A 17,623-nucleotide genomic window follows, 5' to 3' on the forward strand; every position below is an offset into this window, starting at 1 on the left:
GGGGGGGGGTGGGGGGGTTGGGGGGCCGGCCTCTGGGGGTTTGGGGGGGGGGGGGGGGGGCCCCCCCGGCGGGGGGGGGGGGCCCCCCGGCGCCGGCCCCCCCCCCCCCCCCCCGCTCCGGTCGAAGCGCGCTAGCTGCGCCCCTCCCGGGTGGTCGATCAGCCCCCGCTGGGGCCGCTGACCGCGGTGGTCTTCTTCTTGTCGAGCGGCTTGATCTCGATCTTGTTCATGCCGTCCCCCAATCTCGGGTGTGATAGTCAACCGTGAACGCACGGTTGACTATCCGCCAGTAGTACATATGTGATTCGTTGAGTCAAGTGTTCATCGGGGTACGGGGGTTGTCCATGATGCGACCGAAGGTCAAACCGGAGCATTCCGGCTATCGAGCACAGGATGGGACGGTTCGGCTGGGTAGCGTCGTCTACGGCATCGGGGTCGAGATCGAGGACCCCACGGGCTGGGTCTGGTCCCTGGTGGAGGCGATGGATGGCACCCGCACGGTGACCGAGCTCGCCGACGGGGTCGCCACCACGCACCCGCAGGTGAACGCTGCCCACGTCGCCCAGGCGGTCGCGGACCTGTACGAGGCCGGCCACCTCGAGGACGCCGACGCCCCCGCACCCGCACTCACGCCGCGGCAGGTGGACCGCTACAGCCGAGGCGTTCCACTGCTGCGCTGGCTGGACCGGACGCCCCGGCGCAGCGCGTGGGAGATGCAGGAGGCGCTGGACCGTGCTCGGGTGCTGCTGGTGGGGCTGGGCGGTACGGGCGGGTACGCGGCGCAGGCGCTGGTCACCTCGGGGGTGGGACATCTGCACTGCGTGGACCCCGATGTGGTGGGCTTGTCGAACCTGAACCGGCAGCCGCTGTACCGGGAGCGGGACATCGGGCGTTTCAAGGCCGAGGTCGCCGCGGAGGACCTGGGGGCGCTGAACTCCGATGTCGAGGTCACGTGCGAGCGGCGCCTGGTGGAGGGCCCGCAGGACGTTGCGGACCTGCTCGGTGGCGGGGCGGGGCCCTACGACCTGCTGCTGATGTGTGCCGATCAGCCGCCGCAGATCCGCCGGTGGGCCAATCAGGCGTGCCTGGCCTCGGGGACCGCGTGGGTGGACGGCGGCTACCGCGGTCCGCTGGCCACGGCCGGAGTGCACGTTCCGGGGGTGGGGGGCTGCTGGGAATGCGTGCGCGACGGCGAGATCCGCCGACGGGACCTGGGCGTGGCGCCCGGGGAGGACCCGGCGGCCGCGTCACCACGCATGCCGTGGAACCCGACGACGGCCATCACCGCGGGGCTGTCCGGACTGCTGGTCGCCCACGCCGCGATCAGCCTGCTGACCGGGGCCCCGCCGTTGGAGCCCGGCTTCCTCTTCGGTGTCAACCTCGCGGCCCTGGAGGACCCGGTACTGCTGCGCTCTGCCCGGCTGCCGGACTGCCCGGCCTGCGGGGACCGGGTCAACGGGACCATGGACCGAGCCGGCGCCGGGGCGCGGGCCGTCAGCGGGACTCCCGAGTGAGCGCTGCCACCGGGCCGTCGCCCGTGACCGGCGACAGCCGGGTGCGCCTACACCCGCTGCAGACCAGGTCCGCCGGTGACACGGTGATCGTCGGCCGGATGGCCACCGGCAACCTCATCGAACTGCCACCGGTAGGCGGGCGGGTCATCGAGCTGCTCGGCCACGGCCTGACGGTCCAGGAGTGCGCCCGGCGTCTGGCCTCCGAGTCGGGCGAGGACCTCGACGTCGCCGACTTCGTCCACGCCCTGGCCGCCGTCGGCTTCGTCGACGCCGTCGACGGGGTGCCGGTGCCGGGACCGGCACCCCGGCGGCCAGCCCTGCCCTGGATCACGCCCCGGCGCGCGGCCTGGTCACTCAGCCCGGCCCTGCCCTGGACGGTGGGCCTGCTGACCGCAGCCGCGGTAGCCGTCGTGATCTGCGAGCCCGCCCTGGTCCCCGGCTACCGCGCCCTCCTGTGGAGCCCGCATGGCAGCCTGGTGCTGCTCGCCGTCTTCGGCGTCGGCTGGCCGTTGGTGCTCCTGCACGAGCTCGCGCACCTCGTCACGGCCCGCGCAACCGGCGTGCCGGCCCGGGTGGAGCTCGGCACCCGCCTGCAGTTCCTCGTCGCCCAGACCGACATGAGCGGCATCGAACTCGCCCCGCGCCGACACCGGCTGACCGCCTACTTGTCCGGCATGGCAGTGAACCTGGTCGCCGCGTGCGTGGGCGTGTTGGGGGCCGCCGCGGCCGGGCCCGGGCCCCTGCGCACGGCCCTGCAGATCCTGGTCCTCCTGTCGCTGCTGCCTCTGGCCTGGCAGTTCCTCGTGTTCATGCGCACCGACGTCTACTACGTTCTGCAGGACTTCACCGGGTCGGCCGACCTCTACGCCGAGGGCCTCGCCTACACCCGCTACGTGGCCGCACGTCTGCTCCCTCTGTCCCGGCGGGTGCCGACGGACCCCACCGCGGGCCTTGGCCCACGCCAGCGCCGTGCCGCCCGCCTCTACAGCACCGTCCTGGTGGCGGGCACGGCAGCATGCCTGACTGCCCTCGCCTTGGTGACCGCGCCAACGGACCTGGCCCTGCTGGTGCGTGCCGCCGCGCAGTTGGGACCCGGGCACGGGGCGCTCGAGCGGCTGGACGGCGCGACGGTCCTGGTGCTGCTTGGCGGCGCCCAGGCGCTGTGGGTACGGACCAAGTGGCGCCACCTGCGCCGACGGCGGCCGTAGACGGTGAGCGCGCCCACCGAGAGTCGGGCCGTGCTGCTGCTGTGCGACCCCGGCTCGCACGGGGCGGCCGGGCGGCGGCCGCCCCGTGCGAGCGCGGGGGCCCGCTGGGCCACAGCCCGCCGTCTGCTCCACGACGACACCATCCGGACCGAAGACCGCCTCGCCGGCCTGCTCTTGCTCCTCTATGCCCAATGGCCGGCAGCGATCTCCCGCCTGACCGTCGACCACATCGCGCAGGGCAACGGAGCGGTCCGCATCCGTCTCGGCGACGTCCCGGTCGAACTGCCTGAACTCGTAGCCGACTTGGCCGTTCGGCAGGTCACGGTTCGCCGCAGTCACGCCGTCCTCGCGCGCACGGATTCGCCCTGGCTGTTCCCCGGCGGCCAGCCCGGCCGCCCGATCAGCGTCTGGGCCATGGGCGAACGGCTCCGCAAACTCGGCATCAGGCTGGCCGAGACCCGCTCGACCGCCCTGTTCCAGCTCGCCACCGAGCTGCCCGCTGCGGTCCTCGCCCGGACGCTCGGCATCGACATCACCGTCGCCGTCAAATGGCAGCGAGCCGCCGCTGGCGACTGGGCCGCCTACGCCGCCGAGATCAGTAACCGCTCCAGCCGTGCTCACCAGCAAGGAGAAGAAGACCGACATGCCTCTCGATGACCAGCGCACGTGGGCCCTGCTGCGAGAACTCGATGACCCGGACCACATGGAGTTTCCACGCGGCTACGACCACGCGGCCACTCGGGCTCGGTTCGACCACCTCGCAGCCAGGCTGGATCAGCAATTCCGCTGCACCTGCTCCGTCGACCGAGGCGTCCAAGACGCCAGCCATCACGGGACGATCGTCATCCCCACCACCGCGACGGCCAGCGGCGACCACATCGCCATCTGTGTCAGCAACTTCGGAAACCTCGTTGCTGTGACCCTGGGGAACCCTGGCAGCTATGACGAGGAGGAAGAAGACACCCTCTTTGAGTCTGCCGACCGGCGCCGGATCGACGACGAACTCGAAGCGCTCGGTTACGTCACGGTCTCCGAGCACCTGCTCTGGACCCGATACGACGGGGTCAGCAGACTCGCCGCCTACTACCCTCCCGAGCACCCGCCGACCTGGTGGATCCGCTTCTTCGACTACCTGTAAGTCAACCCCAAGCAGCGCTACACGGCAGGCATTCGGACGGTTCCAATACCCGACTCCACCATTAGCTGCCGTCCAAGCGGAGCCGGAGCACGCCAACCTGGCTGCCAGCGCTCTGGCGGCACAGCGTCTCGTCATGGACAAGGGGAACCTGCGGTGAAGTGGAACCTGCGCTGGGCCGCGGCCAAGCGTGACATCTGGCGCCCGACCGACCTGCTCGCCGCGTTCAAGCAGGTCGGCTTCAACCCGTCGCTGAGCAAGGTCTCGGCGATGTGGGGATCCACGCCGATCTCGGTCCGCCTGGACGACCTCGACATGATCTGCCAGGCGCTGAACTGCACGGTGGCAGACCTGCTCGAGGCGGAACCCGTCGAGGTGCGGAGGCCCTCCGACCAGGATCTGCCGAAGGCTGTCGGTGAGTCCGGGTCGGGCGGTGGAGCGGTGCGGCCGACTCCCCGCCAGCCCCCGGGGCGACGGACTGCGGTCGCTGCCGCCGAACTGATCCATGACTGGTCTCCCCCGTCCCCGGCAGTGCCTGGAGTGCCTGAACTGGGGCCTCAACTACAGCTACTGCGACACCTGCCGCCGCTGGCGCCAGAAGCAGCCCACCACAGCCGGCTGTCGGCGCTGCCGGCGCACCGCCCGGGTCAGCACGTCCGAGCACGTCTGTCGGCCGTGCCTGCGGGCCATCCGCAGCGAGCGGGACTTCGAGTGGCTGGCGGATCCCGACGGCTGCCGACCGCGCGATCGCCAGCTCTCGCTGATCTTCCCCGGCCTAGGTGGCGAGCGCGAGGCTCAACCGCTCAGCCGTCCGGGTCGTAGCTGGGACACGGCGCGATTGATCCAGCGGCTCGGTGGAGGCCAGGAGGAGCAGGACGATCCGACGTTCAGCCCGCCGACTTCGCCGGGGCAGATGCTCCTGTTCAAGCGTCGGCGGGTGCTCGGGCACCTGGCCGAAGCACGGATCAGAGCGCGCGCTCTGGCGGACTGGGACCGGGTGGAGCCCGTTCTCGTGCAGCGGGCGGCTGACCTCGGGCACGGCGAAACGTGGGTCCGGCAGGTTGGCGGGGCGGTCAGGGTGATGCTGGCGCTCCGGGAGTCCGACGGTGGGGGCCTCATACCGGTGGAGGCCCTGGAGAGCATCTCCGCCATGCGGCAGGCGGTTGCCGAAGTCCTGCAGCAGGCCGGGATCCTGGACGTCCCGGACGGATGGACGGCGCCGCCGATGATCCGCGGAATTCGGCAGGCTCGACCGCAAAGCTTCCGGTCGTGCCAGGCCTAGGGCATCCGAAGTTTCTGCCCCGGCTGCCGAGGCTGGCGGGACAACGCCGACCAGTTCGACGTCGGCGACTGCACGCGGTGCAAGCGTGAGGGCGTGCTGCTGCGGGACGACCTCTGCCGAGGGTGCTGCCTGGACATCACCCTCAACGGCCTGCAGACGCGCCACCAGCCCTGGCGGCAGCTGATGCTCGGAGCCCCGTTCACGTTCAACACGACGGTCCACCTCGCCTACGTGCGCCACGAGGCCGGCCTGCCCGGCTTCCAGCCGCACTGGAAGCGCTCGCCGGAGCCGGAGCGGACCACCTCCGCACACCGTCTGATACCGGGCCAGGATCCGCTCTTCCCGATGGCTCGGGACTGGAGCAGGATCGCTTCCCGTCACCTGACCGAACTGCCTCTGCTGACCTCCGGCGACGAGGAGCTCGTCACCGCCCTCCTCGAGGAAGCGCAACAGCTGCGGTGGCGCGAGGGGCCCCGCGACAAGTGCGTCCGGGCCCTGCGAGTCCTCGCATCCTGGCTCGGCACCGACGCCCCGATACCCGAGGAGGACATCCGGACGCTCTCGGCCGCGACCCCCCGAAGCGGGCCGGGGCCACGTCTCGCCCAGTTCCTCGCCAGACGGGACAGGCTCATCCCGGCCCAGCGGCAGAACACCGACGCCGTCCGCGTCGAGTCCGCCATCGCGCAGTACAGCGGCAACATCGCGGACGAGCTCCGCACCTGGGTGAAGGTCCTGCGCGGGGGCGGGCGGTGGGAGCACCCGGCCACCACCTGGGCGACCATTCGCCGCTACCTGGGCAACCTGAAGCCCGTTCTCGCCGGCTGGCAGGCGGCCGGCGTGTCGAGCCTGCGTGAGATCGGCAGAGAGGAGGTGGACAACGCGCTCAAGGCTCGCAAGGGACGCACCGCCGAAGGCTTCCACAGTGCCGCGCGCAGTCTTTTCCGGGCCCTGAAGCAGGAGCGCGTGATCTTCGCGGATCCCACCCGCGGCGTCACCGTCACCGCGGTGGAGAAGGTCCCGCGCTCGATTCCGTCCGACTCGTTGAAGGGCATCATCGACCGCACGCCGATGACCGCCTACAAGCTGATCGTCGCCCTGGTCGCCGTCCACGCCCTCGGCTTGAACGAGATCACCCGGCTCCCGGCCAGCGCGCTCAACCTCTCCGACGGACGGCTGACCGTTCGGCGCCCGGGACGCAGGCACGTGGTCTACCTTGACGAACTCACCTACGAACTGGCAGCCGAGTGGATGCGCGAACGGCACCAGCTCTGGCCCATGTCGAGCAATCCGCACCTGATCGTGAACCGGTTCACCGCCATGAACACCGACGCCCCGCCCATCTCGCGCAGCACGATCAAGGACGTGTTCACCGCGCTCGGGCTGAGCGGGCAGAAGGTCCGCATCGACCGGATGCTCCACGAGGCCCAGCTCACCGCGGACCCGCTTCACCTCATCAGGCTGTTCGGGATCAGCGAGGTCACCGCAGTCAGGTACATCCACGCTGCCCACCCCGAACGCACCGGAAAGACCCTGCGCTGATCAGCGAGCCGGGAAGGAGTCCAGAGCAAGATCCCATCGGTCGGCCTCGCGAAGCAGTGCTGCAGTATCCAGCCGCATCTCCACGAAGTACTGGTAGATGTCCGCCCCGTCATCTCCCTGCTGCCATGGGGGCGCTGCCTCAAGGGAGAGGTGAACGCGAATCACTGCCCCGCTGTCGCTTCGATCAGCGAGGCTCATGGCAAGGACCGGTTCGACGAACCATGTGTCCGGAGACAGCCAGCCTTCGGCATCGGGCCCCGTCACCGCCACCGTCCCGGCGGCCACCGCCCGCAGCCACGCGGACACCTGGCGGGCTTCATGAGCCAGCAGACATGGATCAGTAAAGGACCAACTGCCCTCGGGAGTGGCCACCGACCCGCCAATGACCAGCCAGTTGTCGTCGTAGGAGTCGCCTCGGACCGCAGCAAACTGATAGCGCAACGGACGGAGCTCAACGCTGTTCGCGTGATCACTCAAAAGCACGGCCACACGATGTCACGGCCCCGCCGCTCAGTGCGGCTCATTAAATGATCACCTGGATCGGTCCGCTGTATCAGACGTCATGCCGTGCCCCGTCGAAGGCGTACGTCCGGACCGGGTCAAGGTGCAGTTCGTATGGCCCGGAGCAATCTGCAGCGAGAGTGGCGATCCGGACCCCACACGGGCAGGCTCGGTTGGGTCCTTCGGTTCCGTTCGGGCCGCAGCAACCGGTGCTGTTCTCCCACCCTGGCAGCGGCTGCAGGCCGGGGGCGTCATCAGGGTGGACAACGACCGTGTCGCGGTCGCCAGCCGAGACTACGAAGCCTTCCTCGGTGGCCATGAGCGGTCCCCGAGGATAGCCCGGTACCGGGTTGTCTTGGTCTTCCTGCCGGACGAAAGGCGCTCCCCACGGCTCGGGCTCGATCGCATAGTGACCCCGCGGCACAGTCGGAGACGCCTGGCGTGCTCCCTTGGGCCGAGCACTGTCGAGGTCCGGGACGATCGGAACGTCGGACAGCGCCGTCAAGTCCGGCGTGAGCGCGATGCCGCACTTGGAGCAGTAGAAGACCGTCATGGGACCCGTTGTAGTCGCAGATCCATAGGCTCCGCACCCCAATTCGCCTCGGCCACCCACCGTTGCCGACAGCGAACCCGTCTGCATGACGACATATCTGACGGACGACTCCCCTGCCGTCGGAGTGCCGCCCGCGCGCCAACGGCGCCACCGCCACCGGACCGGCACCGGCACCGGCACCGGCCACCACGGATACCTCCCCGGCAAGGCGACGGCCCGCCGCCGCGCGAGGGCCCGGGCGCGCCACCGTACGTTCGCCTGCCTGCGGTCCCGTGCCCCTCCACCAGGGGCGGCGACCGGCACGCCAGCCCGCACGTCCGGGTATCGGCGGGCCTCGACCCCACCAGCGCAGGGGCGCGAACCACGCCCACGACACCACCTCCTCCGGGCGGTGACCGGTGCGGCAGGAGCGCCAACACGCCACCACTGCAGCAGAGTTCGGTCCGTCATCACGCCGCCTCCCAGGACTCGGCCGACGCTTCTACCCAAACCGGCCGACCGGGATCGCTCACATCCCAGCCCGCCCACGCCGGGTCCAGCAACTCACCGGACTCCACATCCACCACTCCCTCCGGCACCAGCCGCAGCGGCGGCCGCGCCGGTGCCCGCCGCTCCTCACGCTGGCGCGCCCGCAGCTCCAGCAGCATCCGGTAGCCCTCCCGCTGCCGGGCATGGGCCTGCCGGCGCCGCTCACCCAGGCCCGCCGTACCGCGGGCCCGCGCCGCCGCCCCCAGCAGGTCCTCCTCCGCACGCACCCCGACCGGACCGGCCAGCACGGCGGGCAGGTAGACCAGACCGTCGGCCTCCACGACCAGGCCGTCCGCGCCCAGGCGGTCCAGGCGGCGGCGCACCGTGGTGCGGTGCAGGCCCAGCACCGCCGCCAGCTCCTGCGGGCTACGGCCCTCCACCGGATCCAGGCACGACAGCAACCTCGCCCCGTTCCCGCCGTGCCCGAAGTGGTGGAACGCGTCATGGGCCTGAATCCTCGCCAGCGACAAGGTGTCCCGCCCCGCCAGCTCTGCGCCGGGCCCGCCCTGCGCGGTGTGCAGGCCCGGGACACCTCCCGCCCCCCTCTCCCCGTGGGCTGGCTGGTGTCCCGGGCCTGCACGACCGCCGTCACCCGCACCCTCGGGAATCCGCAGACTCCAGGCCCCACCCACGTTCGGGCCCGCGTGAGAGGACCGCCGCACCAGCCAGCCCGCACGCTCCAGCCGCAGGTTGCTGCCCTCCACCGTCGACCGGGCGCAACCCATCAGCTCAGCCAACTGCCGAACGGAGGCGTGGTGGTCGAGCCCGCCGGCACGCTGCGCCAGGCCCAGGCGGGCCGTCAGGTTCCGCTCGTCCACCCCGCCCCGACTCGACCGCCAGAGGGTGCTCTCCACCGCGGCCCGCACCCGGGCCACCTCCACCAGCGCGTCCGCCCGGCACGTGATCGACCCCGACGACCCCACGAAGGCCCGCGCCCTCTCGAGCATCTGGCCCAGCTTGCCCTCGGCGTACCGCTCCCCCTTCGACGACCGCAACGACCGCGCCCACGCACCGCCCGCCGTCGGGCGCAGCACCAGCGCCTCCCACCACTGCGCGAACGTCCACTCCCGGCCCGGCTGGGACACCGACACCGCGAGCGCCATCGTCAGCCGGTAGCCGCTGTCGCCACCATTGCGGCCCTGGTAGCGGCCCTCGACATCGCCCTCCAGCAGCATCCGGCGCGCCCGCACCGACAACCCCGGAAGGCCCTCCACCCACGCCTGCAAGCGCCGGCTCGGACGCCGAACCCGCCCAGACGACCGGGCCGGACAACCACCGGACCAAGCGTCGCGAATCTGCCCGCTCACGCCGCCAGCACCTCCTCCGACAGCGGCCGAGCCGCCCACTGCGACAACCGATCCCGCCACCCGCCCACCGAGCGCTTCGTCGGGTCAGCAGCCGCAAGCGCGGCCCGCACCTGAGCCAGCCGTTCGTCGGCCAGCGCCCGCGCGCACCGCTCACGCGCCTGCTCGGCCACCACCCGGGCACGACCGGAGTCACCGCAGCGGGCCCGCTGCGCGGCGAACACCCGCCCGGCCTCCACCACGGCAGCCGGCGAACCCAACAGCCCCTCGAACAGCTGCCGCCGCTCACCCGCAAGCAGCTCCTCCGCGGCCTCGCGCCGCACCCACGCCCGCTCGGCCCCGAACGCGTCAGCCCCGAGCCTCCCGGCCACGGCCCCCTCCAGCCGGGCCACCAAGCGGGCCCGACACGCCTCCACCCGCCCGGCCACCAGACCCGGATCGCCCAGCTCGCCACCAGCCGCGGTCGCGAGCTGCGCCGCCTCGTCGAGGATCCGGCGCACCTGGCGCACCTGGGAGCACACCAGGCACAGCCCACCCGCCTCCGCCACCCCGCAATCCACACACGGCAGCGCCGCCAACCCGGCCTCCACCGACGCCAGTTCCTCACGCCGACGCGCCCAGGCCTCATCACGCGAAGCTCGCTCCCGCACCGCCCGCTCACGCCGAACCGCGTCCACCGCTGCCTGCCGCGCGACCTCCCGGCCCAGCCGCAGCTCCACCTCCACCCGTAGCCGCTCCGGCGCAACACCCGCCAGCTCCACAGCAACGGCCTGCGCCACCCGGTGCCGCAGCGCCCGACTGTCCGCTACCAGCAGCTCACAGCTCGGGCACACCAGCCCGGTGTCCATCCGTACCCGGTCGTCACACACCGCCGCGTAGCACTCCACCCGCTGCGGCAGGCCACGCCGCAAGAACCAGCCAACCGGCGAGAACACCGGCACACCAACCTGCGCAGCCAGCCGCCGCTCCAGCCGAGCCGCCAACACCCCGGCAGCCCGATCCACACCCACCAGACCCGCCAACAGCCTTAGCTGCTTACCGATCGCCGCCCGCACCCGTCGACGGCCGCCGTCGTGCCGAATCCGGGCCCACTCCAGCAGCACCGGAGCCAGCACGACGTCCAGACCCTGCGGCACCGAGACCCGGACCCAACGGCTGGCACTGCGCTGGACTGGCTGCTGTTCCCCGCGAAGCGGGCCACCCGGGCCACCAACGATTCCAGGCAGGACGAACATCCCGCGCCCGGTACCCCGGTCCTCGCATGCGCCCGCGCGCTCCGGCAACGGAGAGCACCCCGACGCGGCTGCGCCGGAAAAGCACAACGAACCAGCACTAGAGAGACCCTGAGTAACCACCACCGCGTGGTGGGCGTGGAGTCCCGCACTACCGGGGCGCAGCCCGAGAACAGGCCCGACTGCCGCATCAGCGGCCGGGAGGCCAGGCGCAGCAAGGTCTCCGGCCGCACCAGCGGTTTCGTGATCGCCAACCGCATCAGCGGGGCGCTGGTCGGGGGCCTCCCCGGCCGCCTCTGACCCGGCCTGCGAGGCCTCGGCATCGGTGGCAACAGCTTGAACTGCCACACCCTCAACGGCACCCCCAGTATCAGCAGTCTGTCGGTGCTGCGGCAGCGCCAGGCGAACCCCGTGAGCGCGGGCAACCGCGGGAACCAGCAACCGACCACGCCCCAGCACCCCAGAGGCCGTCTGCGTCCGGCACACCAGAACGACCCCAGCCCGTGACAGCCGGCTCAGCACCTTCGAACCACCCGACACCGAGCAGCCCAACACCCGTGCCACCGTCGCTGCACACCGTCCGCGCCCGGCCGCCACCGACCCGCCGACCAGTGCCGACCGCCCGTCCTTACGCGTCCGCAGGACCAGCAACAGCAGCGCCAGACGGTCTGTCGCTGCCCCCGCGCCCCGGCGTCCGGCCAGCATGCCGGGCTCCGTGACCGGGCCGTCCTTCGGTGCCCACCCAGGCCCGAACAAGCGCTCGCACAAGCGGAGGAGCGTCGCGAGGTCCCGGCGCAGCAGATGCAGGGGATGATCACCCGGGACCTCACGGGCGGCCCGCAGCGCCGTCAGCTTGCACACGAGGCCGGTGATCTGACCGAAGTCATCCGTCTCAGTGCGGTACTCAAGCGCGCCTGTCCGGCGCAGCGCAGGCAGAACGTTGTGCTGGATGTGGGACGCACCGAACCCGAGCCACCGTCCGAGCTCACCCTGCCGGATCCGCACATCGCAACGGAAAGCAGGAGACTTGGCGAGAAGAACGACAGCGGCCAGACGGGCCGCGTCGGAGAGGCCCGCCAACTGCTGAGTCTCCAGCAGGAAGCGGACGGCACCCCAGAGGCGCCGACGCATGGCAGGTCCGAGCAGCAGCGGATCGCTGGGTGCAGCGGTCCAGGGCGAGGTGCTGCAAGAGGTGGAAGAGGCTGGCGAAGAGGCCAAGAGGTCAGGTGTGGCCAGCTCAGATGAACTGGAAGCAGGCATGACTGAGCCAGCCCTCGAGTGGGTAGCTATGACGCGCTCCGGGCAAGAGGGGGGGATGAGGGGAGAAAGAACCAGCACCCGGACTTCTTGTCAGGCAGCGTGACCGGGTGAAGGTGTATGCAGTTGTTCTGGGTCTACCTCCCTCGCGATAGAGATCAGCCCAACTGGCCTCAGACACCTGCGGGTTGTACCGACGAGGCGGTCGCGGCGAGGGCACCTTGATTGGAGCTGGCCAGCTCTCTCAGGCCGCTGCTATGGCTTATGCACTGCTGGCGTTTTCTCGATCGCTAGGCGAATCTAGGCCCGAAAGATCAAGTGATGGCTGGGATGAGCAGTGCGGCATGTTCTTGGGTGCCAAGACCAGCGAACTGCCTGTTGACCAGGAGAGCGAAATGGAGCTCCTCCGCTGTCAGCTCCGCGTGTCGGAACTGCAGAAGCCGGCTACGAAAGCTGTGGCGGCACGCCGCAGGACGCGCGGCAAGGTCAGTCGCGCAAACTTGACTAGTGGGAGCGTGTGAGCTGCCAAGAGCTACGGCGTGCGACTCCGTCTTGAGGTGTTCATTGCTACCTAGAGCTCCGTGGTGGGATGGGACACAGGTAGCCGAGGCTCCACCTCGTGGAGACAACTCGGCTAGGGGCTCTGGTAACCTCGGATTTGGCGAGTAAGGCTACGAGCCTGCACGGGACGGCGCCCACCCTGTTTGCGGCAGTGGTGGGTGCCGTTTCTCTTTATGCTGCTATGTCCATCTGCCCCTCACCCCCGGATGTGGCAAGCCGCCTCTGCAGATTCGCATGCCAGGCCCCGATAGGAAGCACCTGGAATGGGTCGTGTGAGAGGGCTTCGTCCTCGCAGAACTCAAGAAGCTGGTAGTCGTGGGTGATGAGCTTGGCTCCAGTGGGGTGCACGACCAGACGGGATCGCACCGGGAGCGGCTCATCTGTAACTCTAAGTAGCCTTTGGGCCACTATGGCGAGAGCTTCGTAGTCCCGCCTGATCGCGGCGGTTGTGCGTTCGTCCTGCTGAGAATCGCGATTAGTAGATCGAGTTGAGCCAAGGGCGTGCGCAACCTGGGCGAGGACTACGTCGTGAGGCCGGAGCTGGCCGGCCTCGGGCAGAAGGCCGATGCGTGCCAGGTTCTTTAGCGTGCCTGGGCTAACACCTGACCACTCCGAAACCGTGCGCTGGGAGATGGTCCCGTCTGAACGCACCGGCGAACGGCGTGCCAACTGATCCTCCATTCTGGCTTGACCGGCAGACGGTTCCGAAGGCACGCCAAACCTGGGCCATGCCGATCGAGCGCGTCGGACCGTCGTACATCCTCTGACGAGGATCATACGACCCTCGGGCAGTTGAGATGCCACCACCTAACGTGGCGTGTCGCTCTATAGTCAACAATCAAGGCACCGACACGCCGCGAGAAACCTAGCCCCCATCACTCGGCCGACGAAAACGTGCAGTTCAGGGCACTTGTTGCCGCGCGGGGTGCGAGAGCGTCGGCGCGAGGCTGGTGGGCGGCCGCACGAAGTTGACCGAGCTGATGGGCAAACAGGCAAGCTGCCATAGTAGGGATGGTGCACGAGGGTCGCGCAGTCAACCCTCGGTCTGGCCTTGGTAGCGCGGCACCGTCAGTTGCTTTGGGTATGAGTCATCCTGGAAGCGGTCGGCAGAGCCTCAAGGTAGCTAGCAGTAGAAACGCGTCGAGGCGGCCCCCATCAGGGGGCCGCCTCGACGCGTGGAGAGTGACTAGAGAGTGCTGCGAGGGCTGAGGGTGCTCAGGTACGCCTCAACGATGACGTTGATCATGTAGCCGTGGAGGCCGTTGGCCTTGGCGAGTACGAGTTCGTCGAGCATCTCATCGAGCCAGTCGTTGTTGGCGACGGTGATGGTGAAGTGGTTCGGGTCCTCGAATGGGTCGTCTTCGCCAAGCAGGCGCTCACGAAACGCGTCGGCTTGCTCGATCAGGGTCGTGACATCGGCGTTCCGGCCGAACGTCAAGGCGGCGTCGACGTAGTGGCTCGGCTTGAGGTCCTTAAGGCCAAGCAGACGCTTGTCGGCGAGCTGCTGGCGTGTGAGTGCTCCGGCGAGCTCCTTGTTGAGTCGCACGTTGCGCTTGGTGCGGCTCAACCTTCCAGGTGCTGCGGACTTGGCGATTCGGTAGCTGTTTACCAGCAGAAGGTAGCCGTCAGGCAACCCATGCACCTTCTTCGCAAGCGCTGGGGGAAGGGCGTTTGGTGCTGAGACTTCGAGGGTGAAGCTGTTGCTCCTGAACGTTGAGGTGACAGCTGCGACGTTTGCTCCCGGAACCGCTGGGAGTGTGGATTCGACAGCCAAGCCTGTGGCAAGTTCAGGCTCAGCTGCAGGTACGGACGATTCGGTGACCGGGGTGGTGGGTGCCGTCACCGGTGCCGGCGCAGGCACCGGCTCAGCTGCAGGTACGGACGATTCGGTGACCGGGGTGGTGGGTGCCGTCACCGGTGCCTGGGTGAAGTTTGCGGGCTCTTCCGTGGGGCGCTGAGCGGGTGTTGGCGATGAGGTTGTTACCACAGCGGGGGCTGCACCGTGCTTCTCAGGGGCAGGCGCTTCTGTGGACACGGGAAGGCTCTCGGCCTGCTGCGCAGGGATGAGATCAGCAGGATTCGAGATTGTTTCCGATGCGAAGGTCGGAGACACCCCTTCCAGGGGTGGAGCGAGCGTGTTGTTGATAGCAGCCAGCTGACCGGACTGTGAGAGGTTGTTGAGCGCGTTGAAGGCCCCAGTGGTCTTGGCCGCAGCCCTCTTCTTCGCGGAGCGTCCAGAGGAGTTGTTGGTGGTCATGGCTCTACTCCTCTCCGCGCGTCAGGGCTTCGAGGACGTCATGGGGCACTCCGAGAGCCTCGGCGAGAACTGACGAGAAGTGCGTAAAGTCGTCGGGGAGCGTCCCCCAGGTGTCTGCGATTCCCTCAAGCATTGGGACGGTCGATTCGAGAAGCGACACGGTCTGGAGCCCGTCGGGGAACTCGGGCCGGCGCCCCTCGATCGTGTCCTCGATGAAGTCCTGTGCCTTCGAGTAACTCACACGCTTCGGGTAGGAGCGGGCGAGTAGGACATGAAGGTCGATCTCCTCGCCCATCTCCTGGAGGAGCTGGAACGTTGTGGCGAGCTGCACGATGTCCCCGACGTGCTGCTGTGTGGGCACGATCCCACGCTTCGTCAGCGCCCACGCTGCCTTGAGGACCCCCGTGTGAGTCGGGCCCACGTCAATGACGAGGTGCTTGTAGCCCTTCGCCATGAGATCTGTGACCTGCTTGGTCATGAGTGAGCCGGAGTACTGCACAACGGTCACGGACGACGGCCACGCTTGGCCCACCGCGGCCTGCCACTTCAGGCACGTCTTGTTCGTCTCGTCGGCATCCACGAGGAGGACATGCTCCCCAGTGAGCGCCAGCATCAGTGAGATGTACACCGAGAGCGTGGTCTTCATGACCCCACCCTTGGCGTTGCCTGAGGTGATCCGGACTCCACCCTCGGTGTTGATTGCGACGATCACCGCGGTGCGAAGGGGTTCCGGCAGGCCCTCGACAAGCTCGCGCACGTTGGGGTGGATGTGGTCGGGGAGCGTAAGGGACGGCCCGCTGGTTTGCGGGGACTGGTCGTCGCTTTCGAGGAAGGGGGCCTCGGCGGGGGCGGGGACGGTCGCGCCCTGGAGTGAAGCCTCGGCTGGATGCTTGCTCATGCGATGTATGCCTTTGTTCTGCGATGGGCGAGTGGCTACTTGATCTAGTGGACGGGCTGCTTGGCGCAGTACCCACTGCTGGACCTTGCGGCTCCAGCTGAAGCTCCTCATTGCGGTGAGGGTGGTGCGCGAGAGTCGTTGGCTCGATTGGTTGGCGTCGGCGCTGGCCGGGTGAGCTCAACTGTCCCTTGTTCGTGCATGCCATGTACTGACCGGCGTGATTGCAGATCAGTTGGCCCTACTTGCCTCAGCTGGCGCGCCTACGCTAGCAGAGCTACGGCCAGAGCAGCGGATGCCGGGTCCCAGTTTGCACCTTTTGTAGTGCCCGAGCTGGTTCCTTGGATCGGGAGGGACGCCCGTTTCCGATCGGGATCTGGCTGGCGCCCCCATCACCTATTCGGCAATGACGCCTCATGTTCTGCGACTCGGATGAGCCCACAGGCACTCCGCCCTTCCGTCGTGTCCCTGTGTCCCTACCTGTGTCCCTACCCGTGTCCCAGATTGTGAACATGTGAAAGCACTGATTGGCCGACACTCGAGCCAGCTGGTGGCGATCCTCCCGGATTTTCAAGACGCCATGCCGATATGGGGCTGATTCACAAAATCACTTACTGGGACACAGGCGGGGACACAGGCGGGGACACAGGGACACGACGGCCCTGATGGGGAAGCTATGTGACGGATTGCGCAGATCGCGACGGACGTTGCGAGATCGTTGGGCTGGGGCTTCGTTGGAGGCTCTGGCTTCCGGCGGGCGACACATCGAGTTGCGAATCAGATTGACCTCGAAGGCTTGACGTATAGTGATGAAGGGGCGGCCCTTGAATGCAGTGTGTAGGTACCTCTTCTCGTTGGCGTGCCATACGGGGGGATGCCGAGTGGCCTGAGATGTGCTGCTGGTGCTTGCCTCGTTCGGGTCTCGGTGGTCAGCTCACCTATGCGGGAAGCGTTGCCGAGGGCAGTGCTCCTTCCTGGGGATCCGCTAGTGCCGACGTTCGGGCTGCTGGCCATCCGGTGCCTAGCCCTGGAAGTGGCCAGGGCTAGAGTTGAGTTTGCCGCTGGTGGAGTGTGCCGGTCTGGGCTGCGTGTCGGCATGGAGTCCGGCGTTCAGTGCGAGCTGTTCACCCTGAGGTCTAAGGGCAGCAGTGCTTTAGCGAAGAGGCGCGTCGATCAGATGCTCGCCCATGGCAAGATGCCCACCGGCGGGCCGGGGCTGGGGTGAACCACCAAGAGGCGACTAGCAGGGTGTTGCGGGACCCTGATCAACCTGTTGGAGTCAATAGGACACATCGTCCGCTGTCCCCCGCTAGGGCGAGCAGCTGCAGCTGGCGTCGGCTTGCAGCGTGCGACTACGACGGGTGTCACGGTGAGTTTCACGTCGAGCTCCGGGGCCAGGGCTTTAAGGGGACGGGCTATTTAGGCGGGCGGCGGTTTCAACAGTCGCTGCGCTGTGGCCTGAGTGGCGAGGAGCGTTGTGCTGTGTGTGACCCAGAAACGGGCATCGTCATCATCGTTGGGGCAGAGGCCCACGGCGGCCTCCAGATTGTCCAGGCGGTCCTCGGCGTGACGATGGCCCACGTCGGCGTGCCCGGGCACTGGCACGGCGAGCAGGGACGCGAGATGGCCGGCGAGGCTCGCCCAGGGCGTCGGGCCGAAACCACCGGTCGCCCGATGTCCCGTCGGTGGGGGTGAGGACCACGAATACCGGGTTGGGCAGGTCCGTGAAGTCGTTGCCCTGGCGGGTCGTCTGCTGCTGACCCTCTGGAGTGTCGACTCTCAGCCCGATGACCAGCGAGGCTACGGGGCTGGTGGACGACCAGGTCGGGCCGGCTGCTGGCACCGCGGACCTGCTGG

12 protein-coding genes and 1 pseudogene are annotated in these 17,623 nt (G+C 68.8%); 8 read left to right on the top strand and 5 right to left on the bottom strand.

The features are described 5' to 3' along the window. Nucleotides 1-344 precede the first annotated feature (344 nt). The 7 genes and pseudogenes from ACIOGZ_RS28765 (at nt 345) to ACIOGZ_RS28795 (ending at nt 6,678) form a co-directional block, all read left to right on the top strand. The gene (locus ACIOGZ_RS28765) at nt 345-1,514 is read left to right on the top strand and encodes a HesA/MoeB/ThiF family protein (protein ID WP_400988048.1); all 1,170 of its coding nucleotides are present in this window, start codon (nt 345-347) and stop codon (nt 1,512-1,514) included. Beyond that, nucleotides 1,511-2,722, top strand: coding sequence for a hypothetical protein (locus tag ACIOGZ_RS28770; protein ID WP_400988050.1), 1,212 nt, complete (start codon nt 1,511-1,513; stop codon nt 2,720-2,722). Before ACIOGZ_RS28765 ends, ACIOGZ_RS28770 begins: the two co-directional genes overlap by 4 nt. Before the next feature lie 30 nt (nt 2,723-2,752). Next, entirely contained in the window at nt 2,753-3,379 is a 627-nt protein-coding gene (locus ACIOGZ_RS28775) for a hypothetical protein (RefSeq protein WP_400988052.1), read from the top strand. Beyond that, the gene (locus ACIOGZ_RS28780) at nt 3,336-3,860 is read left to right on the top strand and encodes a hypothetical protein (protein ID WP_400988054.1); all 525 of its coding nucleotides are present in this window, start codon (nt 3,336-3,338) and stop codon (nt 3,858-3,860) included. Before ACIOGZ_RS28775 ends, ACIOGZ_RS28780 begins: the two co-directional genes overlap by 44 nt. 153 nt (nt 3,861-4,013) lie before the next feature. Next, nucleotides 4,014-4,359: pseudogene (locus tag ACIOGZ_RS28785) on the top strand (helix-turn-helix domain-containing protein). 3 nt (nt 4,360-4,362) lie between these two features. Continuing rightward, nucleotides 4,363-5,139, top strand: a complete 777-nt coding sequence (locus ACIOGZ_RS28790; RefSeq protein WP_400988057.1) for a hypothetical protein — start codon at nt 4,363-4,365, stop codon at nt 5,137-5,139. A 93-nt stretch (nt 5,140-5,232) separates the two neighbouring features. Continuing rightward, nucleotides 5,233-6,678 (top strand): hypothetical protein, encoded by a 1,446-nt coding sequence (locus ACIOGZ_RS28795; protein ID WP_400988059.1) that lies wholly within the window; start codon nt 5,233-5,235, stop codon nt 6,676-6,678. Here ACIOGZ_RS28795 and ACIOGZ_RS28800 read toward each other — a convergent pair whose 3' ends face one another. The 3 genes from ACIOGZ_RS28800 to ACIOGZ_RS28810 form a co-directional block, all read right to left on the bottom strand. After that, nucleotides 6,679-7,161, bottom strand: coding sequence for a hypothetical protein (locus ACIOGZ_RS28800; protein WP_400988061.1), 483 nt, complete (start codon nt 7,159-7,161; stop codon nt 6,679-6,681). 1,020 nt (nt 7,162-8,181) lie between these two features. After that, the gene (locus ACIOGZ_RS28805) at nt 8,182-9,435 is read right to left on the bottom strand and encodes a hypothetical protein (protein WP_400988063.1); all 1,254 of its coding nucleotides are present in this window, start codon (nt 9,433-9,435) and stop codon (nt 8,182-8,184) included. Between the two features lie 128 nt (nt 9,436-9,563). Next, the gene (locus ACIOGZ_RS28810) at nt 9,564-10,799 is read right to left on the bottom strand and encodes a hypothetical protein (protein WP_400988065.1); all 1,236 of its coding nucleotides are present in this window, start codon (nt 10,797-10,799) and stop codon (nt 9,564-9,566) included. 135 nt (nt 10,800-10,934) lie between these two features. Between ACIOGZ_RS28810 and ACIOGZ_RS28815 the strand changes: the two genes are divergently transcribed. After that, nucleotides 10,935-11,096, top strand: coding sequence for a hypothetical protein (locus ACIOGZ_RS28815; protein WP_400988067.1), 162 nt, complete (start codon nt 10,935-10,937; stop codon nt 11,094-11,096). 2,704 nt (nt 11,097-13,800) lie between these two features. Here ACIOGZ_RS28815 and ACIOGZ_RS28820 read toward each other — a convergent pair. Beyond that, a complete protein-coding gene (locus ACIOGZ_RS28820) occupies nt 13,801-14,871 on the bottom strand; it encodes a hypothetical protein (RefSeq protein WP_400988069.1) in 1,071 nt (356 codons plus the stop codon). A 4-nt stretch (nt 14,872-14,875) separates the two neighbouring features. Further along, entirely contained in the window at nt 14,876-15,769 is an 894-nt protein-coding gene (locus ACIOGZ_RS28825) for an AAA family ATPase (RefSeq protein ID WP_400988071.1), read from the bottom strand. Nucleotides 15,770-17,623: the final 1,854 nt, after the last annotated feature.

It is taken from the genome of Kitasatospora sp. NPDC088160 (assembly GCF_044741445.1).
In the GTDB taxonomy this organism is placed as follows: Bacteria; Actinomycetota; Actinomycetes; order Streptomycetales; family Streptomycetaceae; genus Kitasatospora.